Here is a 26819-nt window from a genome sequence, read left to right as displayed (position 1 = left end):
TCGGACAAAGGAGGTCGACCGCGGCGGTTAACAGAGTAATCATTGCGGTCAATCAATGAGTTGCCTAATCTTACAGAATAATCGTATTCAGGAGATGAAGATGTCGGAGAACAATCCTTTTTTCAGCGTCAGCCTGCTGCCTTATCAGGCGCCGCGCTTCGATGTGATTGACGTGAGTCATTACCGTCCGGCCTTCGACGAGGGCGTTCGCCGCCAGCGCGCGGAGATTGCCGCTATCGTTAATCATCCCCAGCCGGCTGATTTTGCCAATACGCTGGAGGCCCTGGAGCAGAGTGGTCAGCTGTTGGCTCGGGTGACGAACGTTTTTTTCGCGATGGCGGGAGCGGAGACCAACCCGACCATTCAGGCGCTTGATGAGCAGTTTTCCGCCGAGCTGGCGGAACTGGCGAATGATATCTGGCTTAACGATGCGCTTTTTCAGCGGGTGAAGCGAGTGTGGGAGCAGCGCGATTCGCTCTCTCTGGAGGCCGAATCCCGGCGTTTGCTGGAGGTGACCTGGCAACGTTTTACCCTTGCGGGCGCGATGCTTGAGGATGAGCAAAAAGCGGCGCTTCGCGCGCTGAATACCGAAGCGGCAGCGCTGCAAAGCCAGTTTCAGCAGCGCCTGCTGGCGGCGGTAAAATCTGGCGGTCTGGTGGTGGAGGATGTCCATCAGCTCGCGGGGCTTAGCGACGAGGAGATTAGCGCAGCGGCAGAGGCCGCGCAGGAGAAGGGATTAAGCGGTCGCTGGCTGCTGCCTTTACTCAATACCACCCAGCAGCCCGCGCTGCTTTCGCTGCAGGACAGACAGACGCGAGAAAATTTGTTTGCGGCCGGCTGGACGCGCAATCAGAAGGGCGATACGAATGACACCCGCGAGCTGGTGCTGCGACTGGCGGAAATTCGCGCGCGTAAAGCGCAGCTGCTGGGCGCTGACGACTTTGCCAGCTGGTCTATGGCCGATCAGATGGCGGGAGCGCCGGGGGAGGCATTTACCTTTATGCGACGAATCGCCCCGGCGGCAAGGGCTCGGGCCGAGCAGGAGCTGGCGGATATTCAGCAGGTTATTGATAATGAAGGCGGAGATTTCCGTGCGGCAGCCTGGGACTGGCTCTATTACGCCGAGCAGGTGCGCAGGAAGAAATTTGCCATCGATGAAGCGCAGTTAAAACCCTATTTTGCCCTCGACCGCGTCCTGCGCGATGGCGTGTTCTGGACGGCGACACAGCTGTTCGGTATTCGCTTTATCGAACGATTCGATATTCCGGTTTATCACCCTGACGTACAGGTATGGGAAATTATCGACGCTAACGGTGAGGGGATCGCGCTGTTCTACGGCGACTACTTCTCGCGGGATAGCAAAAGCGGCGGGGCATGGATGGGCGTGTTTGTCGAACAATCGACCCTGCGAGCGCAACACCCGGTTATCTACAACGTCTGTAATTACCAGAAACCCAAAGCAGGACACAGCGCGCTGCTTTCCTGGGATGAGGTCATCACTTTATTCCACGAATTTGGTCATACCCTGCACGGCCTGTTCGCCAGCCAGAAGTATGCCAGCCTGTCAGGAACCAATACCCCGCGCGATTTTGTTGAGTTCCCTTCGCAGATTTATGAACACTGGGCCAGCGAGCCGCAGGTGTTTGCTCACTACGCGCGGCATCATCAAACTGGGGAAGCCATGCCGGAAGCGCTGCGCGACAGCATGTTCCGCGCGGCTAAGTTTAATAAAGGCTACGATATGAGCGAACTGCTCGCGGCAGCGCTGTTGGATATGCGCTGGCACAGCGTGACGGTAGATAAGCTACCCAAGGACGTGGATGCGTTTGAAGCCGCGTCCCTGCATGCGGAGGATATGGATCTTGCCGCGGTGCCGCCACGCTATCGCAGCAGCTACTTCTCGCATATTTTCGGCGGCGGCTACGCAGCAGGCTATTACGCTTATCTGTGGACGCAGATGCTGGCGGACGACGGCTACCAGTGGTTCGTTGAGCAGGGGGGGTTAACCCGCGAAAACGGCCAGCGCTTCCGGGAAGCGATTTTGTCTCGCGGCAATAGCACTGATTTAGCTGAACTTTATCGCCAGTGGCGTGGACACGATCCGCAGATTGAACCGATGCTGGAAAACCGCGGGCTGAGCTAGCCGAGCGTTTTGACGAGTAGAAGAAGACCGGGCGCAGCGCCCGGTTTTTTATCCAATGTTTTCTTCTCCAAAATCTCTCCAAAACTTTTCCCCAAAATAAATCTTTAAATTTTGTTAAATTTGCATGAGGTCACGGCCCAATTTTTCACGTAGCTACCGACAGTGACCGCCGGCACGTCCAGGCGCCCGGACGGGAATGGTCACGCTCTGGGTATTGTTGAGGCAGAGCTGGCGCCGTTCCTGGCTGGCAATGGCGGCAGCGAGTACCAGGCTAAACCGCGCCCGATCGATAAGCCCGCCCACACAATCCTGAAAGAGTCGCGCGCCTGTGTCGTCGCTCCGGTTATCGCCAGGCAGTTCGGCGCCAGCATCGGACACCGTGCCGACGAACCAAGCGCAACAATCACCGCGGGCGGTGGCGGTAAATCGCAGCGGGTTGTACCGACGCTCATTCAAATAGGATACGGAGAACGGCCAGGCCAGGCACCTCGCGTGCCAGGACTGGATAAGCCGCTGGGAACCGTTGTGGCTGGTGGCGGGAAACATGCCGTAGTTGGTGCGTTCCTGGCAAAACACTACGGAGGAAATTATCAGCGCGCCGGCGTGAGGCTGGATGAGCCAGCGCATTCAGTAACGACTGTCGATCACCACGCATTAGTCGCTTCTCATCTGGTTAAACTGCGCGGTACTTGCCGTGACGGCCAGCCTACTGACGAGCTGATGCCGACTATCACTGCCGGCGGCCAGCACGTAGGGGAGGTTAAAACGACTCTGGCGGTCGAGGACTACGACGAAGAGCGCGCGCAGCAGGTGCTGGCGTTCCTGCAGGAATACTGCGGGGAAGATAGCACCGGACTGGTGAAAATCGCCGGGGTGACATATCGCATTGTCGACATTGGAATGCGCATGCTACAGCCGCATGAGCTTTACCGGGCGCAGGGCTTCCCCGAGTGGTACATCATTGACCAGGATTGCCGCGGCGTGAAGTATGCGAAGGATAAGCAGGTCGCGCGCGGTGGTAACGCCGTCCCGCCTCCATTCACTGAGGCTTTGGAAAGGGCAAACTTGCCTGAGATGTGTCAGACGCAAGTAGCGGCTTAATTTTATGAGGTTAAACAAAGAACCAGACCTTTAACTGAATGGAAATAGTCTGGCTTGAGATTTCAAGCAAGAATCCAGTTTATGAAGTGATAATTAAACTTGTTAAAAAAGGCCCGTTTTATGGGCCTTTGGTAAAAACTAAACTTACGGGCGCTGATTTACGTACTTGATTATCGCTTTAATAATTACGATCATTGGCGGTACGATTTTGAAAAGCAAGCTACCCATGTATTGGCCTCACTTAGTTTTCTCGTGCCTCACTGTAAACACCCTCGGGCTTGCCTTTACATTTGCTGTATCAGTAGTCGCCAGATATGTCCTATTCCCCGTTGATTTGTAAACCATCAACGATGGCATAAGAGGGTTGGTTCCATTAAGCCTGCGAGTGTTTTATTCGCTTCAGAACCAGATTATGGACTTGCATGACTTGATTATGCGATGATAGAAATTGTTAAAGGGTTATTCCAACTTATTATTGGTTGTAGCCTGTACAGTTTAGCATGTGAAGCAGGTGATAAATGATGGCGTATTTGGATTATTTTTTGAAATTTATTGAGAGCAACCCAGCACTAGCCATAGGTTTTAACATTGTGCTTCTTATTATGTCTGGATTTTTTGCGCATATTATGTGTAAGTTCCTGTTAATAAAGGCTGTCAGGAAAGCATTTTTTTCCAGTCATAAACAAGATGTTCCTCTTGAAAAAGATCGCCGTATTGCTGAAAAGTTATCCAACTTCGTTCCTGTCATTATTGTATATTATGTTCTGCAATTCATGCCAAATATGCCAGTATCTTTAGTTACTGGCATAAATACAATATGTGGAATCTTGTTTTTCGTTTTTCTGTCTGTCTTTTTTAATGAAATGCTAGATATCGTTAATAGTTCTTATTTAAGAAAAACAAAGCGCAAAAATCATTCGATAAAAGGTTACATACAAATAGGTAAGATTTTAGTTCACATCATTGCGGCAATAATGATACTTGCCGTTATGTCAAACAAATCTCCTGCAATTATTATCTCGAGTCTAGGTGCTGTTGCTGCTGTACTGATGCTGGTATTTCAGCATACGCTGCTTTCGCTTGTAGCTAACGTCCAGTTGTCATCAAATGACGTACTTCAACTCGGTGATTGGATTGAAATGCCTGATAAGAATTTGAGCGGGGAGGTTACCGATATTGCATTACATACAATTACTATACGCAATTGGGATAATACGATTTCACGTATACCGACAAAAAATTTCCTAACAGAAACATATACTAACTGGCAGGCTATGTTCTCTTCTGGTGCCAGAAGGATAATGCGTAGTACTACAATAGATCAGCACTCGGTTACTTTTCTAACTCAAGAAATACTTGCACCAATACTTACGATTAGAGGTGTAAGTGAGCCTCTCTCTAAGTTAATCGATGGGCGTGATGCAATGGGGATTGCGGATAGCTGGTTTATAGATAATGGACTGACAAATTTAACGCTATTTCGTCATTACATTATGGCCTATTTGGCTGAACGATCTGATATTATAAAAGATATGTATGTCGTAGTGAGAACGTTAAAACCATCAGCTTCGGGGATTCCGCTGGAAATTTATTGCTTTACCAGTTCAACGCTATGGGTGGATTATGAAAATACTCAATCAGAAATTTTTGAGTACATCACGGCTATCGTTGAAAAATTCTCACTTCGTATATATCAATATCCGGCAGGGCATGATTTTTGGCATTCGTCACAATAATGCAGCGTTTGATTTATTTAAATAAATATTTATATTGAATGTAAGGCGGAGGTTATCTCCGCTTTTGAAAGTAAGGTAAACCTTTTAATATATATAGATAAATTAAAAGCAACCAAGTAAAAAAGTAATTTGTCAGAAATAAAAGAATATAGTGGATTAATAGAAAGTACTCATTGCTAGCAATAACTCTTTTGGTACGATATATACTATCAGACATATTTCCCACTCCTGTGTATGTTAAATAGTATGCTCCTGCCGTTAAAAGAAGCAGGCCAGGTAGAAGTTTAAATCATTGCTTCAAATGGAGTTTAATGGTTTTTATATCGAACTTATTTCAGCAAAATACATACATTAATATCACGAAAATTGGTGCAGCTTTAGTATATGTGGAAGCTATAGTGGTTACGACTAAATATTGTTCTGAGAAATCCTTTTGGTATCCATTTGTTAATTCATAAAGATATGCAATGATGTTTGAATCTTTACTCATTAAATAAATGATGAATAAAATTACCATGAGTATTATCCCTAATAACAATGATATTAATGTATATTTTATAAGCCCTTTTTCCGTCATCTTATCGTTCATTTTGCACCCTGTGCCTGTCTGAACATTTGCATGTCATCTTAACTTTTTTAGAGTTATTCGCAAATGAGTGATGCATGAAATATTAAGCCTGGGGTTTCTCCGGGTGGTACATGATCGACTGTGACTATGACGGTGTGAAGTGTGCGACGGGTAAACAGGTCGCGCGCTGTGACAATGTGGTCCCGCCGCCGTTTGCTGAGGCGCTGGTGAGGGCTAGTTTACCTGAATTATGTCAAAAGAAAGACCCAGCCACCTGAAATATTATAAAGCTGAGAATGCAACTGTGTTTGAAATTTGTTGAATGAAATTATTGAAGTGAATTTATGTAGCGCGCTTATCATTATATGGCTTTAGGTTAAATTATTTGGAAAACTCTCAATTTGAAAATAGTTAAATCTTTTCTCCATTAAAGCTGCTATTGTCTCTTATGAAAGGGACCCATCAGGTACCAGAGCCTTCTGGCACTTGATTTTTAAGTCTATCGCTTAGGGAAGATTGAGGGTTTACCATGGCTAATGATTCACGAGGGAATGAAGTGATCTTCAATCGTGCATATCTAAACTTATGCTTTAAAAACAAGAAATTAAGCCCGTTGGTTATAGTGAGGAAAATTAAAGAACACAATATTGTTGAATGTTTTTCTTTTGGTCTTAAGGGGGCGATAGATATTGAGTCAAGATGTCTTTTTTTGCGTTATAAATATCCGTGGCCAGATTTTGAAATTGAACTAGTTAGAAAAAAAGGAGGTGATTATGAGTTCATGCTCTTTCATAATGATTTTCTTAAGGGTATCGGCAATTAAGACATTTATAATGTTTTTTTAATAAAAATGGATTTTCCTGGACTATATGACTTGGGTATCTTTTTTTCTTGAACTTGTCTATAAATAACATTCAAAGAGTATGGCGCACTTGTCCGACGCTTCTATCAAATAATTGTAGTATCACTACGCGCTTACATTTGGCCTCCATGTAATTAAAAGAGTGTACTTCTAAATGACTCTTTTGAACTCACATGAGTTGGTTGAATTTTGTTCATAGCGACCTATGCTCCTGTCCATATATAAAGCTCTTATCTAAAAAAAACCATACAATCAACCCGCTACGGCGGGTTTTCTTTTCCCACCCCTGACAACAAATTATCAGTTTGTGCTCTTAAGATATTGCTCATTCAGTGAGCTAGGTGTGCTGTATGTTTATACAGTTTTTCGGGGTGATGCTATGAAAATCGAAGTAACCATCGACAAAACCAAAAAATTGCCTAACGGTGCTGAGCCAGCGTTAGAGGCCGAATTCCTACGGCGATTAAATCAAAAATTTTATGACTGCAAATTATCTATTCGTCGCGCTGGCGCTGATGGGCTCAGTGCTTTCGGTGGCATATTAAGCAATGCCCTCACTGCACTGGCCGCGGTTATCCCAGATTAAAAGACGCGGAGGTATCCAAGGCTCCTGGAGTGACCGAACTACCTGGCGAAGACACTTTAAATTGTTCTTTGATCGTCTGGTGGAGTATTGCCACGTGAGGAATCCTTCGCAGAAAAGATGCTTGAGAAGGTAACGAGATGACTTTGCAGCAGGCTATCGCAAACGTGGCGGAAATTGGCTATCCTCGATCCAATGATGGGTTAATTCGCCCATGACGTTAAAAACATTAAGACCTCGCCTCGGCGGGGTCTTTTATCTTCGTAAGGGCTTTATGTCTCACTCATCATCAAGAAAAAAGGTGCTGGACTCGACTTTACCACTTACCTCCCGCGCTTCGCATGCACGAAGTTGTGTAAACCATGTAGCCAATCGAGTTGGCATGACGAGAGAAGCGCTGCTGAATAAAATCATGAGTGACACAGGGGTTAACTTAGACTGTCCCCTTTCGGAAGAAGAGTTACTAAAAGCGTATCATTACTTTGAGTCTCTCTAAGATAAACAGCTAACGGTATCTTTTTTTTTTACGATAGAGGCTTCCTTTACCTGTCCTTGCTCTCTCCCAAAGTTCCTCATCCGTCAGGGTTGTTTGAATCAGTTCGATTGGAACACCTGCGTCATTGATAACTGCTACGAAGTAATCATCTATGGGCTCATAGGGGCCGAGGATTATCTCTTCATCTCTGATGGCTGCTGATAAGTTATCAACTTTAAACGCAACATGAGGTACCGTTTTCAATAAAGGATGAAGTGGTGAGTCGTCAGTAAAGCGATGCCACTGGACTTTAAATTTCCCGGGATTGTCGGAAGTGAACATTCCAGCCTTCTCACTGAACGTTCCTTCACATCTTCCATCCTGTAATGGAATGCCAAAATGGTGAAACTCGTACTGTAAGTTTCTTTTCATGAGCAAACTCCTCAATTAAAAAGCGTTCATCATTCTATTGATCGTTTGCTCAATGCTGAGGCAACAGCAATGCACAATTATCGACGTGGTGAATCCCCCTATGCGGAGGGGCGTCCAACTAATAGAGCGAAAGCCCTGTGAATACCACGCGAGTGATGTCTGTTGGGGCATGCTCACCGGGAGGCACCCGGCACCACATCTAATCGCAAGTAAGTAAACCGAACATCTTGTTGGGTTTACTCATTCTCTTTGGCAGACTATGGTTAATTACAGTAACGACATAAAAGGAAATGCTTTTCTGGTAAATCGGTAGCTCGGACTATCAGGAACCGTTACTCCTCGAAAGCCAACTTTTTCAGCCCGCTCTCAAAGCGGGCTTTTTTTATTCCCCTCGTTCATGAGAGGACTCACAGCAATATCGGAGCTGCAGGTGCGCGGGGTTAATTTCCGCAGCCTGACTGACAGCATCGATACCAGCACAGCCGCCGGCCGCTTTTTCTTCCACGTAATGAGCGCTCTGGCGGAAATGGAAAGAGAGCTGATCGTCGAGCGTACCCGGGCAGGATTAGCCGCGGCGAGGGAGCAGGGGCGTATTGGCGGCCGCCGGCAGGTGATGACCCCGGAGGTTGTCGATCGTGCGCATCGAATGCTGGAGAACGGAGCTACACGCCAACAGATAGCTGATGTGATCGGCGTAGGGGTGAAGACTATTTATAAATATTTTCCTGCCGGCTAAGTTTGCTCACCTGCGAACCGTATGCAAGAGCCCGCAGGTGAGCAATTTGCTATGGAGGCAGCGCCATATCTGAAAAATTTTATCCGCGCACTGTTCGCAAAAGCATCAAACAGTTCAGCACTGAAAGCACTTTAAGACTTACCGTACTTATTACATCAATACGTTACGGCAATGACGGAAATTGATAGGCGTAACCTATATTGATATGTCGCCGAGTTAAATCTACTGTATATATAAACAGTATTTATGTGAGCGAGTCTATCATGCAGTTCTACACGCCCGTTGAGTTACGTAGGATTATCCTGATCCCATTGTACAGCGACCTTGTTCAGTGTGGTTTTCCAAGTCCCGCCCAGGATTATGTTGAGCAACGCATCGACCTGAACGAGTTATTAGTTAACCACCCCAGCGCGACGTATTTTGTCAAAGCTGCCGGCGATAGCATGAAAGATGCCGGGATCAGCGAGGGGGATCTTCTGGTTGTGGATAGTTCAAGGACCGCAGTCCATGGCGATATTGTGATTGCCGCAGTGGACGGGGGATTCACTGTTAAGAAGTTGCAACTACATCCACGCGTTCAGCTTAACCCAATGAATCCTGCATATTCGCCGATAGTTGTCGGAAGCGAGGATACTCTCGACGTGTTCGGGGTCGTTACTTACATCATTAAATCAGCGGGCTAAGATGTTTGCGCTTTGCGATGTGAATTCATTTTACGCATCGTGCGAGACGGTGTTTCGTCCTGACCTGAAAGGGCGGCCAGTAGTCGTCCTTTCCAATAACGACGGGTGTGTGATTGCTCGTTCCGCTGAGGCGAAGCCCTTTGTCAAAATGGGGGAGCCGTACTTCAAACAAAAGGACATGTTTCGCCGGCACGGCATTATCGCGTTTAGTAGCAACTATGAGCTCTATGCGGATATGTCGAACCGGGTCATGACTACGCTTGAAGAGCTCTCTCCGCGCTGCGAAATTTACAGTATCGATGAGGCATTTTGCGATCTGACAGGAGTTCGTAACTGTCGCGACCTTACCGACTTTGGCCGGGAAATTCGCGAGACGGTTCTGCGCCGGACGCACCTCACGGTTGGTGTTGGCATAGCCCAGACAAAAACTCTGGCGAAGCTGGCCAATCACGCCGCGAAACAGTGGCAGCGGCAGACCGGGGGAGTGGTTGATTTGTCGAACCTGGAACGGCAGAGGAAGTTGATGTCTTTGCTGCCGGTGAATGAGGTTTGGGGAGTTGGGCGCCGTATCAGTAAAAAACTGGAGTCCATGGGGATAGACACGGTGCTTAAGTTAGCCGATACGGACATTCATTTTATCCGGAAACATTTTAACGTCGTGCTGGAAAGAACTGTGCGGGAGCTACGCGGCGAGCCATGTCTTGAGCTTGAGGAGTTCGCGCCGGTAAAGCAGGAAATTGTGTGCAGCCGTTCTTTCGGTGGCCGCATCACTGAATATCATGAAATGCGACAGGCGATATGCAGCTATGCATCGCGCGCAGCCGAGAAACTTCGCGGCGAGCATCAGTATTGCCGGTTTATCTCCGCTTTTGTCAAAACCAGCCCCTTTGCGCTCAACGAGCCATATTACGGCAACAGCGCATCTGTAAAGCTGCTAACGCCAACCCAGGATAGCCGGGACATAATTACCGCGGCGACGACATGCCTCGATGCTATCTGGCGAGACGGGCACCGTTACCAGAAGGCCGGCGTGATGCTGGGCGATTTCTACAGCCAGGGCGTGGCACAGCTGAATCTTTTTGATGACAACGCACCGCGGCAGAACAGCGAAAAGTTAATGGAAGTCCTCGACCATCTCAATGCAAAGGATGGCAGGGGGACGCTCTATTTTGCGGGGCAGGGGATCCAGACTGCCTGGCAGATGAAGAGAGAAATGCTATCCCCGCGCTATACTACGAGGTTCTGTGACCTGCTCAAAGTTAGATGATTCGGCCATTAACGGTAATGGGGACGCTACTACAGTCCGCTATGAGCGAGGAGCGGAAGTTGGCTACTCTGTTCAACGTCCCCAAATTCAGCCTTTATTTCCCAGCTTTTCGCGTGTAGGACCATCAAAATAGATGCTACTAATGTGGCAACTACGCGGTTGAGCCAACACAAAGCGAATTGTTTCCCAGACCGAGCGCCCATTCATTAAACGCTCCCCCATTTTGAATTGGTTATCGACAAACGTATCTAATCCTGTCAGTTCGAAATCTGGGGGATATAACCCAGTCACACGTATATTTTCTTCGGACAACTGGTGTGAGAGTTTAGTTGTAAACCCGCTAAGGCCGTGTTTACTGGCAAAAAATGCGGGATGCGCAATTGAATCTGTAAAATTCGGAATCCCACATGAAGATATAATTGATACTATATCCGCACTTTCTGAACGTCTTAAGCTGGGCAGCAATGCCTGAGTCAGTAGAATCGAACCTGTTAGTCCTGAGCTGACAGTATTGATAATTTCTGTGTCTGGTTGATCGTCTAACGTTCCGGATAACCACTGAGCAGCATTGAGGATTAAAATGTCTATGGGCTTATCTGAACTTAACAACTGTGAAGAAAACTGAGAAAGGGATTCAGGCTGGGTTAAATCACAGATATATCCTTTCGCAATTCCGCCTTCAGCCGAGATGATACTGCAAGTTTTTTGAATATCATTGGCACGCCTCGCGCAAAAATCTACCTCGACGCCTTCTCGTGCCAACCATACGCTCAACGCCTGACCAAATCCCCCGCCACCACCGGTAATCACAGCCCTCTTACCTTTTAGCATCTTCATTCATCCTTTCTTAATGACTATGTGTGGATGAAGATATACATGAGGAGATGGATTGGTGTCTTTCAATTAGTGCCATTTTTAGATGACGGGTTGGATAAGCTGTACAGCAATCTTTTTAATAGCGTGCCAATCCGTCTGCTCCTGGCACATTTCGGCCGTTATCAAATCTATAGTCTTTTGATAGCCTCAATCAATTCAGGCCCCTGATTCTTCACGTTACCCACTGCGCGGGAAACCGGGTGCCATTTGAAATGATCTGCTGACAGAGCGCCATCAGCAATTATTTCCTCCGCCTCTTTCCCACCTACATCCTGCCGCATCCATTCTCGCGCAGCTTCCGGTACCAGGACGAGTGGCCGGCGGTCATGAATATCGACCAGACCCTGGTCGGCAGCTGCAGTCACTATCAAAAATCCTTCAGCTTCATCGCCGCGTTCAAAAGGTACGCTGCCGAGCGCCGCCATAAAAATGGGCTTGCCGTCTTTCCGGTAGATGAAGTAGGGCTGCTTCTTGTTGCCTTCCTTTTTCCATTCAAACCAACCATCAGCGAAACAGATAGCCCGGCCATGTTGCCATAGTGGCTTAAACATTCTGCTTGTCGCCGCGGTTTCTACGCGAGCGTTAATGAGCGCTGGCTTATCCCACCACCCTGGTGCGTAACCCCAATGAACCGGATCGAGGTGCAGTTCTTCATTGCGTTCGCTCAGCAACAGAACTTTGGTTCCGGGGGCCACGTTGTAGCGTCCTATTGGCTCGGGATCAAAGGCGATATCCCGCTCGGCCTCTTCTGCAAGATAAGCCAGGTATTCTTCACGGGTTTGAGATTGAGCAAAGCGTCCGCACATGGCTACCTCCAGTCAGATGCCAGACTTAAAATTATAGGTCAGAAGCATAGAGTCATTACCTCATCCTTACAGGACACTATTTGATAGCTATCAGTATAAAAAATGAACTGATAAAGGTGCTAATCAGGCATTATTGAGAGAATGTCGTCCCCAAAACGATATGCAACTGACTGAATTGTATGAGATTGTATTTATGCTTAAATCAACGGAATTTTCATAATAAAAGGAAGTTAACTTTATGATTTTTATTGGTAAATGCACTCATTGAAAAGGATGCTTCTCGCATATTTTCGGCGGCGGCTATGCGGCAGGCTATTACGCCTATCTGTGGACGCAGATGCCGGCGGATGACGGCTACCAGTGGTTCGTTGAGCAGGGTGGTTTAACCGGTGCAAACGGCCAGCGCTTCCGCGAAGCGATTTTGTCTCGCGGCAATAGCACTGATTTAGCTGAACTTTATCGCCAGTGGCGCGGACACGATCCGCAGATTGAGCCGATGCTGGAAAACCGCGGGCTGAGTTAGCCGAGCGTTGTTTAGAGCAGAATAAGACCGGGCGCTGCGCCCGGTTTTTTGTACATTTTTTCCCGATAAGGAACGCTCAGATTCGTCAGGATTTGCGAGGTTATTCTGTAGAAGTGCCCGGGCAGGCATTTGCATTTTTCGCTGCGGGTAAGGTTGATCACCTGCGAACCGTATGCAAGAGCTGCAGATGAGCAATTTGCTATGGAGGCAGTACCATAGCAGCGAAATTTTATCCTCGCGCTGCGGGCATAACCATCAAACAGTTAAGCGCTGAGAATATTTAGGACTTACCTTACTCATGACATCAAGGCGTTACGTGGGCGATCAACATTGACAGAAGGAGCCTGGCGTAGGGAAGCGCTCGCCCCCTCAACTCGGCAAAACCTGTTTTTTGCGGACAGTCATTAAGAGCGGATGGTTCAACATGATTTCTGCGCTAACGTTCCGCGAAAAGTGCAAAAATAGCCAATTGAGGCGATGAGACAAAGCATATAACCGAATGATTCGCAGCCTTCCTCTACGACGTTTTTTACCACCCGGACGTAGCCGTCACCGAGAATGGCCAGCCATAAGGTTTGCATGCCAAAGAGTCGGGAGAAGACCAGAATAGCCAACAGGCCGCTGATTAATAAGCCGTACCAGGGAGTACGGGTATATTGTGCCAGCTGGTGCAGGGTCTGACGATAATGAATGGCAGGATAAATTATGGCTAAAAGAGCTGCAATCAGCGCAAACCATACCCAGCTACCGTGAGCAATGAGATCAAAAAGGGCATCCAGTTCGCGAATTAGCATGGCAAGGAAAAACCCGCCAACAAGAATATTACAGTAGCGCATGGCTTTATACCGCTTCGCAAGCAGGAAATGAATAAAAACGATGACTGTTAAAACGGACTCTTGCACAATTTCGGTCAGTGATAGTTCTGAAATATTATAATCCCAAAAGTATATATCGACCCACAGGCTAAATACTACAAATGCGCTGGCGCAAGCCGCACCAAGAAAGGAGAGTAAGCTTTTAAATATAGTCATCAATATCACCAAATTTGTTTTTGGTTACGAGGATAAATGATGCAAATGTAAATGCTGTTCACTTTGTGCTGTATAATAACCTTGGTTTTAACACATGATGCGAATTAGCTTATTCTGGGATATTTCATTTACGGAGATAGAGCGATCGCGCGCAGGGGGGGATATCAATATTGCGCTTAGCTCAGCGCTGAAATTAATTTCGCCTCCTGGGTTTCTGCGTTACCTGTTAGCCACCGCCCGGCGGCGATACGGGGCAGGTGTTGAGAATAGGTTGGTCAAAAGCCCCAAACCGGGCGCAGAGCCCGGTTGGTTTCACTGAATGTTGTTACACTTTAAGCAGTTTTACCGTGGCTTCAATATCAATCTCATCTTCCGTGAAAATGAGGGTGCTCCCCTGGAAGGTGGTGATAGCCAGCTTTTTCACCGAGCGCATTTCGCCGGGTTTCGCGGCGGATTTTGGCCTGATATTTCCCATCAACAGGCCCACGGAGAGTACCGCATTCTCTTTATCAATGCGGGCATCGGCGGGCTCTTCCTCGCTGTATACCAGGAAAGATTTGATCGACGTAAGCTTAATTCGCTCGCCTGCAATATAAATATATTTGCTTTCCGGCAGGACTTTCACCGCGTAAGCTGATAGGCCCTTGTTGTTCGTGGTAGGTTCGAACGTGACAGCCGCATCTTTTTTAATCAGTTCAGGGTTGGCAACCTTAATCACATGAAAATAGCGATTATCGCCGTTTTCATCTTTGATAAATCCAAAACCTTTATCTTTAAACCATGTTGTGATCGTTCCGTTCATCGCCGTTACCGCCTGGTTAATCGTTTATCTACTCAATTTTTGCCGCGGGCAGTGTAAAGCACAATGCCCGCATAGACTACGCCTGAATCTCCGGTCTGCGGAGGCCCGGGTTGCTTACCACATTAAATCATCGGGAACTTTAAAATCAGCATACGGATCGTCTTCGTCCTGCTCTTCCGCACTCAGCGCGCTGTTTAAAACAATGCTGCTGGCGTCGCGCTGAGCGATTTTATCCGCTACGCTCGCCGGAATAATCGCGTATTGGCTCTCACCGCCATTATCACCAGCCAGACGGGCAATGGCGAGACGGCCGCTAATCAGCTGCGCCTGAGTCAGTTTATCCACGGCAATTTTTTTTATAAAATTGTTATCCGTGAAGTTAAAATCGATATTGCCTTTGGATATATCGATTTTATTCATTTCAATAAGCTGCTTAACCTGCGCTTTATATTCTCTCGATAGCGCCGCCTGCTTTTGCTGCTCGCTTAGCTGCTTATCACGCTCAAGCTGCGCTTTTTTATTCTCTTCCACCGCCTCTCTGGCTTCACGGGCCTGAACGCGGGATTTTTTCGCCGTTCTCTGGACTTTGGCCATTTTTTTGCTGGTCACGAGTCCGGCTTTTAGCATCTGCTCTTGTAAGGTGAGTTTTGTCATCTTGGTGTCTGAATCAGCTGAATAATGAGTGAGATTATACCTGCAAATGTCGGGTATGCACCATGCGGTATGATTTGCTTGTTATGAGGTGCATAAAAATTCACTTCTATTGGTGTTTATTTGCTATAAATGCACTTTGTTTAATTGATTATGGAGATTGGTGATGATTGTCAGAACCTGGCATGGCTGTGTTCCCGTGGCATTTGGCGATGCGTTTGCGCTTCATCTGCAGGCGACAGGCGTGCAGCATTCCCGTGGCGTTCCTGGCAATGCGGGGGCGTTTGTCAGGCGGGAAACGCAGGGGGAGTGGGAACACTTTTTTCTGGCCACGTACTGGAACAATCTGGATGCCGTCATCGCCTTTGCCGGTGAAGACTATCATGTGGCGGTGACCTACGCGGATGATGAGCGGTTTCAGCTGCTTTCCGACCCGTACGTTTTTCAGTTTGAGGTTGCTGACGTTGTGGCGATTTGAGTTGGCTTACGCATTGGCGTGCTTGAGAGACAAAAATTAAGGCCCAAAGGGCCTTATAGGGTTATTTCCTTCCCGCCAGTAAACCAATCACCAGCCCGATGGCGCCGGCCGCCAGTAGCCCGGTTAGGGGATTTTCCCTGACGCGTTCCGAGACTTCTGAAACGGCATCCGAAGCCTGAGCGGCATATTTCCGGGCCGCGCCTTTCAGCTGATGCTTAGGCGAATCAACCGCATCACCAAATTGCTGCTGGGCTTCACCGGCAAATTCATTCACTTTATTACCGACTTTGTCGGCCAGATTCTGCGCGTCGTTTTCATAATCTTGTGATGACATGGGAGTCTCCTTTCGTTTGACTTATTAAAGTCTAGTGGCTGACCGGCGAAGTACCAATGCTCAGCCTGCGGTGAAGCCCACTCCAGGAATTTTCTACAACGTCCGGGATATAAATCAGGCTGCTGTTTCGACCTCAAAAGCGCTAAGCAAATGGCGAAAAAGCCTGGCCAGAATGAGGAGGAGCCCCATTATTTCAATTGATTAAGTTAATTCCTGGATATAAGATCCGCCAGGCGCCGTTGTGGGAAAGGTAGCGATTCATAAATAAGAACTATTGATATTCACAATTCCTCTTTTTTCCTTCATCATTTGTCAGCTTTTGCTACTAATAATCAGCGCTTAGCGCAGCATAAGAAAGAAATTTTTTAACTCAAGGCCAGTATGAACTATAAGAATGTACTGAAGAACGCGTTATGGCTTGCCCCCCTGGCGATCCTGAGTCTGCAAACCCCTGCGTGGGCTGCAGATGTCAGCAAAACGGCGACCTGCCGGACGGCGCCGCCTGCGGTGGACAAAGACGGTGTGCCGTTACCACCCGTTGTGGGCAAAGAGGGCGCTCAGCCGGTCTCTGCTAAAGACAAGTCCGGCCACGGCGGCTCAACGGCCAACTGCCAGCCCAAGGCCATCGACAATTAATCATTGACCTCAACCCGGGAGGGACATGGTGCACCCGTTAATTAAGGTGATGCTGGTTGGAGGGAAGGGCGACGGCCTGATGGTTAGCGTTGCCGATAACGCGACGGAGATTTCCGTGACGCCTGCGCAGTACGGTGCGAAATCCGGCCAGCCGCTGAGCTACAGGATCGTGTCGCAAACCATTGATGATGAACGCTATTTTTTCGGCGTTTTCAACGAGAGCCATGAGGATACGGACAAACTTAAACGAGTGGCGCTAACCCGCGGTATGAAAAAATTCTTCAGTTGATCCAGTGCCGGGCGGCGATTCGTCGTCCGGTCGGGTCATATTTCGTTTTTCTTGTGCCTCCGATACCCTAGCGCAAAACGCTTTTCTCAGTTTCGGGAACCTATGATTAACCATATCCGGATAAAAAATTTCAGATCGGTCAGGGATATTGAGCTGGAACTCGGGGCGCTGAATATCGTCTTTGGCCCCAACGGCTGCGGTAAGTCCAATATCTATAAAGCCATCCACCTGTTAACCGCCTGCGCCGACGGGAAGTTTTCCGGCTATATCAGCGATGAAGGCGGTCTGGAAAATATCATGTGGTCCGGGCCGAGCGCGCCGACCGACCGCTTTCCGCGACGGTTGCAGATTGGCTGTCTGACCGATGAGTTTGACTACCAGCTGCAGGTGGGTTTTCCGGAAAAACTGCCTTATCCCACCCAGTTTCAGCTGGATCCGATCGTTAAAGAGGAGTCTATCTGGCTGGCGGGATTTTCCCGACGCCCGTCATCGCGTGTGCTGGAGCGTAAAAATCAGGCTGCGTTCCTGGTCGACGTCAACGGAGAGCGCAGCACCTTCACCGACGCAATTTACGAGAACGAATCGATTTTTGGCCAGTTGGGCGAGCCGCATCGCTTTCCGGAAGTCTCGCGGGTCAGGGAAACCATGCGCCGTTGGCGCTTTTATCACGAATTCAATATTGGCAGGCTCTCGCCGCTACGCCATCCGACGGTCGGCTATCGCTCGCCGGTGCTCGACAGCGATGGACACAACCTCGCCGCCGCCTTTCAAACCATCGTGGAAATCGGCGCGGAAGAGCTGCTGCACGAAATCCTCGGCGAAGCCTTTCCGGAGTGTACCTTCTACTGTGAAAACGAAAACTCGCGTTTCTCGGTAAAGATGCGCCGCAACGGCGTCTGGCGGCCTTTACTGGCGGCGGAGATGTCCGACGGCACCCTGCGCTTCCTGTGCCTGGCGGTGGCGTTGTTGAGCCCGCGTCCTCCGGCGTTTCTGGCCATTAACGAGCCGGAAAACAGCCTACATCGCCAGATGTTTCCCGCGCTGGCCCGGCTCATTGTTGAAGCTTCGCGCTATAGCCAAATCTGGTTAACCAGCCACTCCGCCGAGCTGGCGGAGCTAATTTCGTCCATGGCGCAAGCACGACTTTACGGCCTGGAAAATCGCGACGGGGAAACGCGGATCGCCGACTAGCGGCACGGGCCTAATCCGGCCCGGAAACGAATCGCCGCCGGAGGCTCTCCGGCGGCCTGGTTTTATGCCGTGGCCGGCAGCAGCGTTTTGCTGCCTTTCAGGGTAAACAGCGAAATAACGGTAAAGCTCAGGGTAATACAGCCCAGGATCAGATAAGCCTGATGGAAGCCGACGGTATCATACATCCGTCCCACCCACGCTGAGAGCACCACGCCTGAAAGCTGTTTCGATAAATTAAAGCCGATCAGGAACAGCGTCGCCGAGAGTTTGGGGTTAAATGCCGAGGAGATATATTTAAAGGTGCCGACCAGCAGGAACGGGATCTCAAACATATGCAGCATTTTCAATATAATCACTTCCACTGCTGAGGTAGCGAAAGACGAGCCTAAAATGCGGACTGACATAATCAACCCGGCAATTAACAGGGCATTCTTGGCGCCAATTCGGTTAATAATCGCCGGCGCGCAGAACATGATCAGCGCATTGAGTAATTCCCCACCGGTGGTCACGAAGCCAAAGACTTCGGTTCCGCGCTGCGGGCTGGAGAAGAAACCTTTAAAAAAGTTGGCGAACTGCTGGTCGAAAACGTCATAGACGCTGGCGACGCCAACCACATAAATAATAAAGCCCCAGAAGCGCGGCATCCGCAAAAGCTCTGCGGCGGTACGCATTGAGAAGGCCTGACGGTTGGCGCCCAGGGCGTCAATAACCTCAGCGCTATTGCTGCTCTCCGGTTTTGAAACCCACAGCAGCACGCCGAGGATCAGCGCGAAACCTGAGGCGATCCAGAAGGTAATATTGGGGTCGATACTAAACAAAATACCGGTGATGGAGGCGCACAGCGCCCAGCCGACGCAGCCGGAGACGCGCACTTTACCATATTCAAAACGGTTGGCGCGGCTGACGCGTTCTATATAGGCTTCTACCGCCCCGGAGCCGCTGGAGAAAACGATCCCCAGATATACACCGCCCACCAGCGCGCCCGCGATGATATTCATTTGCAGCAACGGCGAGAAAACAAAAATAAAGAAGGGGGCAAACAGGATTAATAAAATCGTAATCGTCCACAGCAGATGCTTGCGCAGACCGAGCTTATCGGAAATCAGGCCAAATACCGGCTGAAAAATTATGGCGAATAGCGAAATGGAGGAGAAGACAATCCCCGTCTCGGTTTTGGTTAAATGGTTAACTTCCGCCAGCCACACCGGGAAAAAGGGAAAGTAGGCTGACATAATGAAATAGTAGAAGAAAAAGAACAGCATGAAATAAATAAAGTTATGCCGTTCTCGTGGCGCGAGTTCAGAGAGTTTCATTGTAAATATTCCATATTATTATGCCTGTAAGGTTGGGGGCTTTCGCCCCCGATTATTATTGGAAGTGAATCGTTAGCTGATAGTGCCATTGTCTTTCAAGCAGCAGCCACTGTTGCAGCACGCTGGGTGTCCAGGAGTCGTCGCCGCCGATGCCCATGTGTTGAGCATCGAGCGCAATCCAGACGCCGTTTTCCGGCTTCATCCTGTGCCAATGATCGGTCTCCATTAACTGCGCGGTGCTATAGGGCTGTACGGAGAAGTGGAAATCGCCCGCGACGTGCCAGCGCCCCCAGTCCAGCGCTTTGTTATCGCAGCGCAGGCCGTTTTCCGTCGGGAAAATGTAAGGAGTAGTCATCTCTTCCAGCGGCAGCTGCCAGCGGGAGAAACAGGCGCTGGTGCGGCGATCCGGGTAGTTCTCGTGCGGGCCGTAGCCCAGCCAGCAGACCGGCTGCTGCTGGTCGGGAACCTGGAACGTCAGCCCGATGCGCGGTAGCGGCGGCAGGGTGCCCGCGCGTTCGCCATCGACCGCCAGGTGCAGCTTGCCTTCGCTATCAAATGTCATCCGCCAGTGGCTGACAATCACCACTTCATCGCCGCGCAGATAGTGCCAGCGGCAATCGATAACCACTTCATGGGCCAGACGCTGCGCGTCGCACGCCACACAGCGAGCGCTGAGGCCGTACAGCCCGGCGCTTTTCCAGCGTTCGACCCAGGCGTTGGGGTCGATGCGCTCCACTTCGCTGACGCCAATATCGTTATCCAGCGGCGCGCGCACAAACTGATCGCGCAGCGGTGTTAGCAGCTGTTCCACGCCGTCCACCTGCCAGCGGGTTAACAGACCGCTTTCCCGGTCGACCGTCCACTGCTGCGAACCGCTGCGCACCGTCCAGGCGGCGTCGCTGCCCTCCAGCGCTGGCGCCGTGCCGGTAGGGGCAGGGCTACGCAGCGCCAGCGGGGCGGCGAGCGGGAACTGCTGCCAGGCGACGCGATGCCCGGCGTCGGACCAGGCGGTGGCCTGCGGCTGGACGACCTCCAGGGTTAGCCACACTTCTTCGGCGCCGGCGGGCAGCGCCAGCGTATCGCACAGGGTCAGTTCGCACTGGCCTTCAGGGCTAAGCTCAAGCTTCACTTGACCCTCGGCAAAGGTTTCTCCGGCGGCCTGAACCTGCCAGCGCAGTTCTTCGTTATCGGTGGCGCGGAACAGATATTCGCTGCTGACGCCGATCCGCAGCGGGGATTGCGCGAGCAGGGTAAACTGGAAATACTGCTGCGCGTGTTTGGCCTCAATTAATGAAGGATGCGGGCGGCGGTCAGGGAAGACCAGGCCGTTCATACAGAACTGACGATCGTTCGGTTTATCGCCAAAATCACCGCCGTAGGCATAGCCAACGCTTCCGTCGTCGAAGGTTTTGCTGATGGCCTGATCCGCCCAGTCCCAGATAAAACCGCCCTGCAGGCGCGGATAGTCGCGAAAGGCCTGCCAGTAATCGGCAAAATTGCCGAGGCTGTTGCCCATCGCGTGGGCGTATTCGCAGAGGATCAGCGGTCGCTGCTCGCCCGGCATACTGATCCACTTTTTGATCCCCCATTTTGGCACCGTTGGAATCAGCTGGTCGCGCTCAACGCGAGCGTACATCGGGCAGATAATATCGGTGGTGGTGCTGTCGGCGCCGCCGCCTTCATACTGCACCGGGCGGGAAGGGTCGTTGCGCTTCAGCCAGTGATACATCGCTTCATGGTTGCCGCCGCCGCCGGATTCATTTCCCAGCGACCAGATAATAATCGACGGGTGGTTGCGGTTGCTTTGCAGCATTCGGCTGACGCGGGCGCTGAAGGCCGGGAGCCAGGCCGGATCGTCGGAAAGACGATTCATCGGCACCATGCCGTGGGTTTCAATATTAGCTTCGTCAACGACGTACAGGCCATAGCGGTTGCACAGCTCATACCAGCGCGAAGCGTTTGGATAGTGCGAGCAGCGCACGGCGTTGAAGTTGTTCTGCTTCATCAGCAGAATGTCCTGCACCATGTCCTCTTCGGTCACCACCTGGCCGCGCTGGTGGTGATGCTCGTGGCGGTTGACGCCGCGGATCAGCAGCGGTTTGCCGTTCAACAGCAGCAGGCCGTTTTTGATTTCAACGCGGCGAAAGCCGATATCCCAGGCTTCCGCCTCGATCGTTTCATCGCCGCGCCACAGGGAGACGACCGCCCGATAGCAGTTTGGCGTTTCCGCGCTCCACAGCGCCGGTTTTTCTACCGGCAGACGAATCGCCGCGCGTTCGGCATAGTTTCCGCGCTCATCGATAATCGGCGAACCCGGCGACTGGCGGTGGCTGGCGACCAGACGATCCTCATCCCACAGCTCAACCTTCACCGTCAGCTCTTCCAGCTGCGTGACCGGCGCGGCAACGCTTAAGTTCACCAGCAGCTCGGCGTCGCGGTAAAGCGCATCGAGCTGCGGCGTGAGCTGAACGTCGCTGAGGTGCAGGGTCGGTTTGTTCAGCAGCCAGACCGAGCGAAAGATCCCGCTCATGCGCCACATATCCTGATCTTCAAGCCAGGTTCCCGCGCTCCAGCGCATTACCATCACGCAGATGCGGTTATCGCCGGGCTGAAGGAATGGCGAGAGATCGAAGGCAGCGGGCAGGCGGCTGTCCTGCGAGTAGCCGACCCATTCGCCGTTGCACCACAGATGAAAAGCTGAATTAACGCCGTCGAAGATAATCTGCGTCTGGCCGTTGGCCTGCCAGCCCTCATCAACGCTGAACGTCAGCGAGTAGCAGCCGGTCGGGTTCTCCTCAGGCACGCGCGGCGGCGTAGTATCGATAGGGTAGCGAACGTTGGTGTAGATCGGGGCGTCGTAGCCTTCCATCTGCCAGTTTGATGGCACTGGCGTACTGCGGCTGTCCGGCAGCTCGTCTTCCAGCCAGCGGGCATCCACCGCAAACGGGCTGCGGGCAAGGGAAAACTGCCACTGGCCGTCAAGCCGGCGACGAGACGCCGAAGGCCGGTTGTCCCGCGCCGCGTCGGTATCGCGCCAGCTGGCGAACGTCGGGTGGGCCGGTAAACGGTTGAGATGGGTAATGGTCTGGTTTTGCCAGTCTTCGCGGGCGAGAACCTGATGAAACGTCGCTCCTGCGGCGGAGATTGAGTCGTGTTGTTGCATACGCATACCTGACGGATAAGTGAGAAAAATGTCATTCGCTAGACAATATAAATTTGTTATCAGTTATTTTCGTCAAGGCCGCAATATTGGCGAAAATGAAACCTACTGGCGATCACGAAAAGCTGGAAAAAGGGCTGATTTTTGTCGTCCTTTAAACATAAAATGTTAGCGGACGACATTGAGGGTTCAAAATAGGGAAGGAGCGCGCTATGCAGCGTCGATCGGCAACGCTAGAAGATGTGGCCCGCGAGGCCGGGGTATCCCAGCAGACGGTCTCCCGAGTGCTGAATAATCCGGACGTGGTGTCTGAAAGAACCCGCGATAAAGTGATCCGCGCAATGCAGGCGCTGCGCTATGTACCGAACCGTTCTGCGCAGCTGCTGGCGGGGAAATCCGCGCCGTCAATTGGCCTGATTACCGCCTCGCTAACGCTGCACGCGCCTTCGCAAATCGCCGCGGCGGTGAAAAGCTATGCGGGTTTGCATCAGCTTGAAGTTTCAATTGCGATGCCGGTGCAGATCGATTATCCGTCGCTTCAGGCCAGGCTCAATGAGTTTCGCGCCCAGCATATCCGCGGCGCGATTATCAGCCTGCCGCTGGAAAGCAGTCTCGCGGAGCGGCTGGTGGCGGAGAATCCCGACATTGCCTGCCTGTTTCTTGACGTCTCGCCGGAGGCCGACGTTTGCAGCGTGCGTTTCGATCACCGCGACGGCTGCGGCGCCTGCGTGCGTCATCTCTGGGACGCCGGGCACCGCGAGTTCGGCCTGCTTGCCGGGCCGGAAAGTTCGATTTCCGCGCGTATGCGCCTGAGCAGTTGGCGCGAGGCGCTGCACCGGCTGGGGGTCAGTAATGCGGTGACGGTGTTTGGCGACTGGAGCGCCGCCAGCGGCTGGCACAAAACTTTTGAGCTGCTGCATCACCATCCGCGCCTCAGCGCCATCGTGGTGGCTAACGATCAGATGGCGCTTGGGGTGCTGAGCGCGCTGGCGCAGCTTAACCGCACCGGCAGCCAGGCTATCTCGGTCACCGGCTATGACGATACGGCGGACAGTCTCTATTTCCAGCCGCCGCTGACCACCGTCGCTCAGGATTTTAATGTTCTCGGGAAACGGGCGGTCGAGCTGCTTATCAAGCTCATGGCCGCTCCGCAGATAAAAATTCGCGAGCTGCTGCCGACGCGTCTGATTATCCGCCATTCCACCTGGCCCTATGCGGGAGATGAGGAGAGGGAGAAAGGCGAGCTCATTGCGCAGCTTAAAGCGCTGGTGGAAAAGCTCTAAGCAACGGCCGTTTAGCTTTCATTGATGTTGCGTGTGATAGTTTATGGAACAAACGTACTCAGGGGATTTATCCACTGAACGTAAAAATGCAAAACACAATCTATCCATGCAAGCATTTATTCACCGCCAGTCACATGGCGGTTTTTTTTGGCCTTTTTTTGCCAATGGGAAATGACATTATTTTATTTTATTCTGCTTATTGCGCGTTCAATCGGCTGAATAAAGCATAAACGCATTGTTTTTGCGGCCGTGTGTTAAAAGGTTTTCCGGGGCTATAGTTTCTGAACCAGCACAAAATACTGTAGAGCATGAGGCGACAGGACGCTCTTCTTTTAGCGCCATTCGGCTATGCTGAAAGCCAATAGCAGCGAGTAAAGGCAAGGTCATGATGATATTAAAAGGAAAAGAGCACGTTGACTCGGTTGACTGGCAGACGGTGGCGGAGACCATCGCCGCCGCAGGGCTTAATCAGCGGGACGTTGCGCTGGTTGAACGCGCGTTTCGTCATAGTACCTTTTGCTGGTTCGGCTATGAAAACGGTCAGCTCATTGCCGTTGCCCGGGCCATTAGCGACCTGACCTGGTGTAGCTATCTGGCGGATGTCGCGGTGCACCCGCGCTGCCAGGGTAAAGGATACGGCCAGCAGCTGATGCGGGCGGTCAGCGATGAGCTGCGGCCGTATGGCAAAACCTTTATCTACTCGGTAGTGGATAAAATAGATTTCTATCGCCGCTTCGGTTTTGAATTGCTGGCGACGGGCATGGTATGCGCCAGCGAAGAGACGATAGCGCGTATGCGCGAGCAGGGATTTGTTGGCTAGCAAACACCACCTAAAAAAATGCATTTACCAAACCTTAGTCGGCTATAGCGGGTCCAGTAAATTATGACAGATAGCCTGGGTTAAAAGGGTAAACTGTGTTACACAGTCTCATTCTCCTGGCAAAAATCTGGATGGGATTATGCTGACAACTCTGATTTACAGAAGTCAGATGCATTTAACACAAGAAACCGATCTCACACTGCTGGTTGAAAAAGCGAATGCTGAGAATGCAGCTCGCGGGATTACGGGCATACTTCTTTTAAAAGATAATGTTTACCTTCAGATACTTGAGGGGGATGAGTGCGTGCTTGAGCAGCTATTCAGCAAGATCAAGCAAGACGATCGCCACTATCAGGTTGTCGAGCTGATGCGTGATTACGCGCCGCGCCGGCGCTTTGAAAACGTAGGGATGATGTTTTTTGACCTGAATAAACGGCAAACCGCTGACGTCCTGACAAAGGTGCGCCAGCTTAGCCAACTGAAAGGTTATCTTTCCACCGAAGAGCGCGTTTATAAATTTATCCATACTTTTATCAGCCAAAGAAGGACTACCGCGCCGTCACCCTTTTTACGGCCTGACAAATGGTCGCTTCATTCGCGTAAACATGCATTTCATGCGCCGCAAGAATCGTTTTTTGCTGGTCAATGCTGTCAGTTTGCTTTCCAGCCCATTATCGAACCGTTGGCAGGGAATATCACTTCGCTTGAAGCGCTTATTCGTGATAAAGAGGGCGGTAGTCCCGCCAATTTCTTTGCCTCGATTCCGCCAGAGAAACGTTATGAAGTTGATCTCAAAGCGAAATCAGTTGCCTTTGCCCTGGCGAAAGAAATCAATATTGGCGACCATAAAATATCCATTAATATCCTTCCGATGTCGCTGGTTGTTATTCCTGATGCCATTGAATACCTGTTGCAGGAAATAAAAAAACAGGGACTGGTACCCGAACAGGTGATCGTTGAGGTGACGGAAGATGAAATGATCTCCGGTTTTAGCCAGTTCAGCAGCGCGATAAAAAAACTGCGCGTCTCTGGTATGGGGCTGGCAATTGATGACTTTGGCGCCGGTTATGCTGGGCTCTCGTTGTTGACAAAAATTCAGCCTGATAAAGTTAAAATCGACCGCGAGATTATTTCCGACATCCATCAGAGCGGCCCTAAACAGGCGGTGGTCAGGTCGATCATCAACTGCTGCCGTGAACTTGAGATTGCCGTGGTTGCTGAAGGCATAGAGCGGATAGAGGAGTGGTGCTGGCTCGAATCTGCGGGTATCAAACGTTTCCAGGGCTTTTTATTTGCCATGCCGAAAGTCAACGGCGTCGGTGATATACGCTGGCCTAAGGAAAAAGTGAAGCCTGATATGCCTTAATATACTGAGCGGTTTGCTTCCAGCAGCAGCGCAGGCGAGTAGAAATTGAGTATTCAGCCTGGATCGTCCCTATTTTCTGCAGCTGAACCGGCCAAGAGTTGATGATGGCCGGTAAGCTCATGAATAACTGCAAGCTCTGCCTATTCCCAATCTAAAACAAACTGACCTTTGTTAATCATCGATCCTGTCATGACTGATTTCATCTTCGTGGGTGTTTATCAACTGCGTAAGCGCTATTTGTTCCTGAAACTTGGTCAGAAGCAGTTCTGCGTCCGTCTTCAGAACGTCTTCAGATGATTCCAGTACCGAATTTATCGCTTTCGTTACGTTGCTAACTAATTCCGCGACGCCGCCTTCCTTGCCGATAGCAAGCATCAGAGCGCTAATGAGCAAAGACTGCGCCTCGACCTGGGCAGCAAGCTGCTTACTTTCGGCATCCATGGCGGAAATTTTAGCAATTATGCTGAGAATGACATTATTCATTGTATCCCTCAAATCGATCAGTTAGAGCGGGTTGTTGATGGCTATCTTCGATGTCGATAGTCCGAAATAACCATAGGACATCAATATGCCAGAAAAAATATCGGTAGCGATAGTCAGGTTTTAGACATCAGCAAAGTTAAGCATGAAAACGCGCCGGTCCCTCTTCCATTTTTCCTCCAGCGGTCGCGCCC

General features: G+C 50.5%; 23 protein-coding genes and 4 pseudogenes. 16 read left to right on the top strand and 11 right to left on the bottom strand.

Going from position 1 to position 26819, the window contains the following annotated elements; genetic code table 11:
* The first annotated feature begins 100 nt into the window (after positions 1-100).
* From dcp to IYV58_RS14740, 5 genes and pseudogenes are all read left to right on the top strand, one after another.
* On the top strand, positions 101-2143 hold the full coding sequence (gene dcp / locus IYV58_RS14760; protein ID WP_004119735.1) for a peptidyl-dipeptidase Dcp: 2043 nt from the start codon (positions 101-103) through the stop codon (positions 2141-2143).
* Positions 2144-2296: 153 nt separating this feature from the next.
* Positions 2297-3244 (top strand): annotated as a pseudogene (locus IYV58_RS14755) (DNA cytosine methyltransferase); the annotation flags it as partial.
* A 521-nt stretch (positions 3245-3765) separates the two neighbouring features.
* Positions 3766-4980: a mechanosensitive ion channel family protein gene (locus IYV58_RS14750; protein ID WP_032742112.1), complete on the top strand. Its 1215-nt coding sequence runs from the start codon at positions 3766-3768 to the stop codon at positions 4978-4980.
* 1097 nt (positions 4981-6077) lie between these two features.
* Positions 6078-6371 carry a hypothetical protein gene (locus IYV58_RS14745; RefSeq protein WP_004119746.1) on the top strand — a complete coding sequence of 98 codons (294 nt, stop codon included), beginning with the start codon at positions 6078-6080 and terminating at the stop codon, positions 6369-6371.
* Positions 6372-6789: 418 nt separating this feature from the next.
* Entirely contained in the window at positions 6790-6996 is a 207-nt protein-coding gene (locus tag IYV58_RS14740) for a DinI-like family protein (RefSeq protein WP_195729104.1), read from the top strand.
* Positions 6997-7498: 502 nt separating this feature from the next.
* Here IYV58_RS14740 and IYV58_RS14735 read toward each other — a convergent pair.
* Positions 7499-7900, bottom strand: coding sequence for a hypothetical protein (locus tag IYV58_RS14735; RefSeq protein WP_172880035.1), 402 nt, complete (start codon positions 7898-7900; stop codon positions 7499-7501).
* A 406-nt stretch (positions 7901-8306) separates the two neighbouring features.
* Between IYV58_RS14735 and IYV58_RS14730 the strand changes: the two are divergent.
* The 3 genes and pseudogenes from IYV58_RS14730 to IYV58_RS14720 all read left to right on the top strand — a co-directional run.
* Positions 8307-8636: pseudogene (locus IYV58_RS14730) on the top strand (recombinase family protein); the annotation flags it as partial.
* A gap of 263 nt (positions 8637-8899) precedes the next feature.
* Positions 8900-9319: a translesion error-prone DNA polymerase V autoproteolytic subunit gene (locus IYV58_RS14725; protein ID WP_123829309.1), complete on the top strand. Its 420-nt coding sequence runs from the start codon at positions 8900-8902 to the stop codon at positions 9317-9319.
* 1 nt (position 9320) lies between these two features.
* Positions 9321-10586: a Y-family DNA polymerase gene (locus IYV58_RS14720; protein ID WP_123829310.1), complete on the top strand. Its 1266-nt coding sequence runs from the start codon at positions 9321-9323 to the stop codon at positions 10584-10586.
* Between the two features lie 87 nt (positions 10587-10673).
* Here IYV58_RS14720 and IYV58_RS28485 read toward each other — a convergent pair whose 3' ends face one another.
* The 3 genes and pseudogenes from IYV58_RS28485 to IYV58_RS14710 all read right to left on the bottom strand — a co-directional run bounded on the left by IYV58_RS28485 (position 10674) and on the right by IYV58_RS14710 (position 12268).
* Positions 10674-10877 (bottom strand): hypothetical protein, encoded by a 204-nt coding sequence (locus IYV58_RS28485; protein WP_235891344.1) that lies wholly within the window; start codon positions 10875-10877, stop codon positions 10674-10676.
* 15 nt (positions 10878-10892) lie between these two features.
* Positions 10893-11417, bottom strand: a pseudogene (locus tag IYV58_RS14715) (SDR family NAD(P)-dependent oxidoreductase); the annotation flags it as partial.
* Between the two features lie 173 nt (positions 11418-11590).
* Positions 11591-12268 (bottom strand): SOS response-associated peptidase, encoded by a 678-nt coding sequence (locus IYV58_RS14710; protein WP_112164891.1) that lies wholly within the window; start codon positions 12266-12268, stop codon positions 11591-11593.
* Positions 12269-12545: 277 nt separating this feature from the next.
* Between IYV58_RS14710 and IYV58_RS14705 the strand changes: the two are divergent.
* Positions 12546-12791, top strand: a pseudogene (locus IYV58_RS14705) (M3 family metallopeptidase); the annotation flags it as partial.
* A 419-nt stretch (positions 12792-13210) separates the two neighbouring features.
* On the opposite strand, the gene IYV58_RS14700 reads toward IYV58_RS14705, so the two are convergent.
* From IYV58_RS14700 to IYV58_RS14690, 3 genes are all read right to left on the bottom strand, one after another.
* Positions 13211-13822, bottom strand: coding sequence for a hypothetical protein (locus tag IYV58_RS14700; RefSeq protein WP_004119758.1), 612 nt, complete (start codon positions 13820-13822; stop codon positions 13211-13213).
* Between the two features lie 325 nt (positions 13823-14147).
* The gene (locus IYV58_RS14695) at positions 14148-14624 is read right to left on the bottom strand and encodes a cold-shock protein (RefSeq protein WP_112164893.1); all 477 of its coding nucleotides are present in this window, start codon (positions 14622-14624) and stop codon (positions 14148-14150) included.
* Positions 14625-14738: 114 nt separating this feature from the next.
* On the bottom strand, positions 14739-15278 hold the full coding sequence (locus IYV58_RS14690) for a DUF2058 domain-containing protein (RefSeq protein WP_004119762.1): 540 nt from the start codon (positions 15276-15278) through the stop codon (positions 14739-14741).
* A gap of 163 nt (positions 15279-15441) precedes the next feature.
* Here IYV58_RS14690 and IYV58_RS14685 point away from each other — a divergent pair, with 163 nt between their 5' ends.
* Positions 15442-15753, top strand: a complete 312-nt coding sequence (locus tag IYV58_RS14685; RefSeq protein WP_004119764.1) for a hypothetical protein — start codon at positions 15442-15444, stop codon at positions 15751-15753.
* Positions 15754-15814: 61 nt separating this feature from the next.
* On the opposite strand, the gene IYV58_RS14680 is transcribed toward IYV58_RS14685, so the two are convergent.
* Positions 15815-16087 (bottom strand): ElaB/YgaM/YqjD family protein, encoded by a 273-nt coding sequence (locus IYV58_RS14680; RefSeq protein ID WP_004136268.1) that lies wholly within the window; start codon positions 16085-16087, stop codon positions 15815-15817.
* 381 nt (positions 16088-16468) lie between these two features.
* On the opposite strand from IYV58_RS14680, the gene IYV58_RS14675 reads away from it, so the two are divergent.
* The 3 genes from IYV58_RS14675 (at position 16469) to IYV58_RS14665 (ending at position 18203) form a co-directional block, all read left to right on the top strand.
* Entirely contained in the window at positions 16469-16723 is a 255-nt protein-coding gene (locus tag IYV58_RS14675) for a hypothetical protein (protein WP_004119770.1), read from the top strand.
* Positions 16724-16751: 28 nt separating this feature from the next.
* The gene (locus tag IYV58_RS14670; RefSeq protein WP_032742114.1) at positions 16752-17012 is read left to right on the top strand and encodes a hypothetical protein; all 261 of its coding nucleotides are present in this window, start codon (positions 16752-16754) and stop codon (positions 17010-17012) included.
* Between the two features lie 102 nt (positions 17013-17114).
* Complete coding sequence (locus tag IYV58_RS14665) at positions 17115-18203, top strand: AAA family ATPase (RefSeq protein ID WP_004119778.1); 1089 nt, start codon at positions 17115-17117, stop codon at positions 18201-18203.
* Between the two features lie 62 nt (positions 18204-18265).
* Here IYV58_RS14665 and IYV58_RS14660 read toward each other — a convergent pair whose 3' ends face one another.
* Entirely contained in the window at positions 18266-19516 is a 1251-nt protein-coding gene (locus tag IYV58_RS14660; RefSeq protein ID WP_004119781.1) for an MFS transporter, read from the bottom strand.
* 55 nt (positions 19517-19571) lie between these two features.
* On the bottom strand, positions 19572-22679 hold the full coding sequence (locus tag IYV58_RS14655; RefSeq protein WP_049123358.1) for a beta-galactosidase: 3108 nt from the start codon (positions 22677-22679) through the stop codon (positions 19572-19574).
* Positions 22680-22888: 209 nt separating this feature from the next.
* On the opposite strand from IYV58_RS14655, the gene IYV58_RS14650 reads away from it, so the two are divergent.
* From IYV58_RS14650 to IYV58_RS14640, 3 genes are all read left to right on the top strand, one after another.
* A complete protein-coding gene (locus IYV58_RS14650; RefSeq protein WP_004119785.1) occupies positions 22889-23959 on the top strand; it encodes a LacI family DNA-binding transcriptional regulator in 1071 nt (356 codons plus the stop codon).
* 385 nt (positions 23960-24344) lie between these two features.
* Positions 24345-24779 (top strand): GNAT family N-acetyltransferase, encoded by a 435-nt coding sequence (locus IYV58_RS14645; protein ID WP_004119786.1) that lies wholly within the window; start codon positions 24345-24347, stop codon positions 24777-24779.
* Between the two features lie 139 nt (positions 24780-24918).
* Positions 24919-26145 (top strand): diguanylate phosphodiesterase, encoded by a 1227-nt coding sequence (locus tag IYV58_RS14640; RefSeq protein WP_195321679.1) that lies wholly within the window; start codon positions 24919-24921, stop codon positions 26143-26145.
* Positions 26146-26316: 171 nt separating this feature from the next.
* On the opposite strand, the gene iraP is transcribed toward IYV58_RS14640, so the two are convergent.
* Positions 26317-26628: an anti-adapter protein IraP gene (iraP, locus tag IYV58_RS14635; protein ID WP_004119795.1), complete on the bottom strand. Its 312-nt coding sequence runs from the start codon at positions 26626-26628 to the stop codon at positions 26317-26319.
* Positions 26629-26819 lie beyond the last annotated feature (191 nt).

The organism is Klebsiella sp. BDA134-6 (assembly GCF_015601345.1).
GTDB classification, from domain to species: Bacteria; Pseudomonadota; Gammaproteobacteria; order Enterobacterales; family Enterobacteriaceae; genus Klebsiella; species Klebsiella grimontii.
This window is presented reverse-complemented; position numbering and strand designations above follow the sequence as displayed.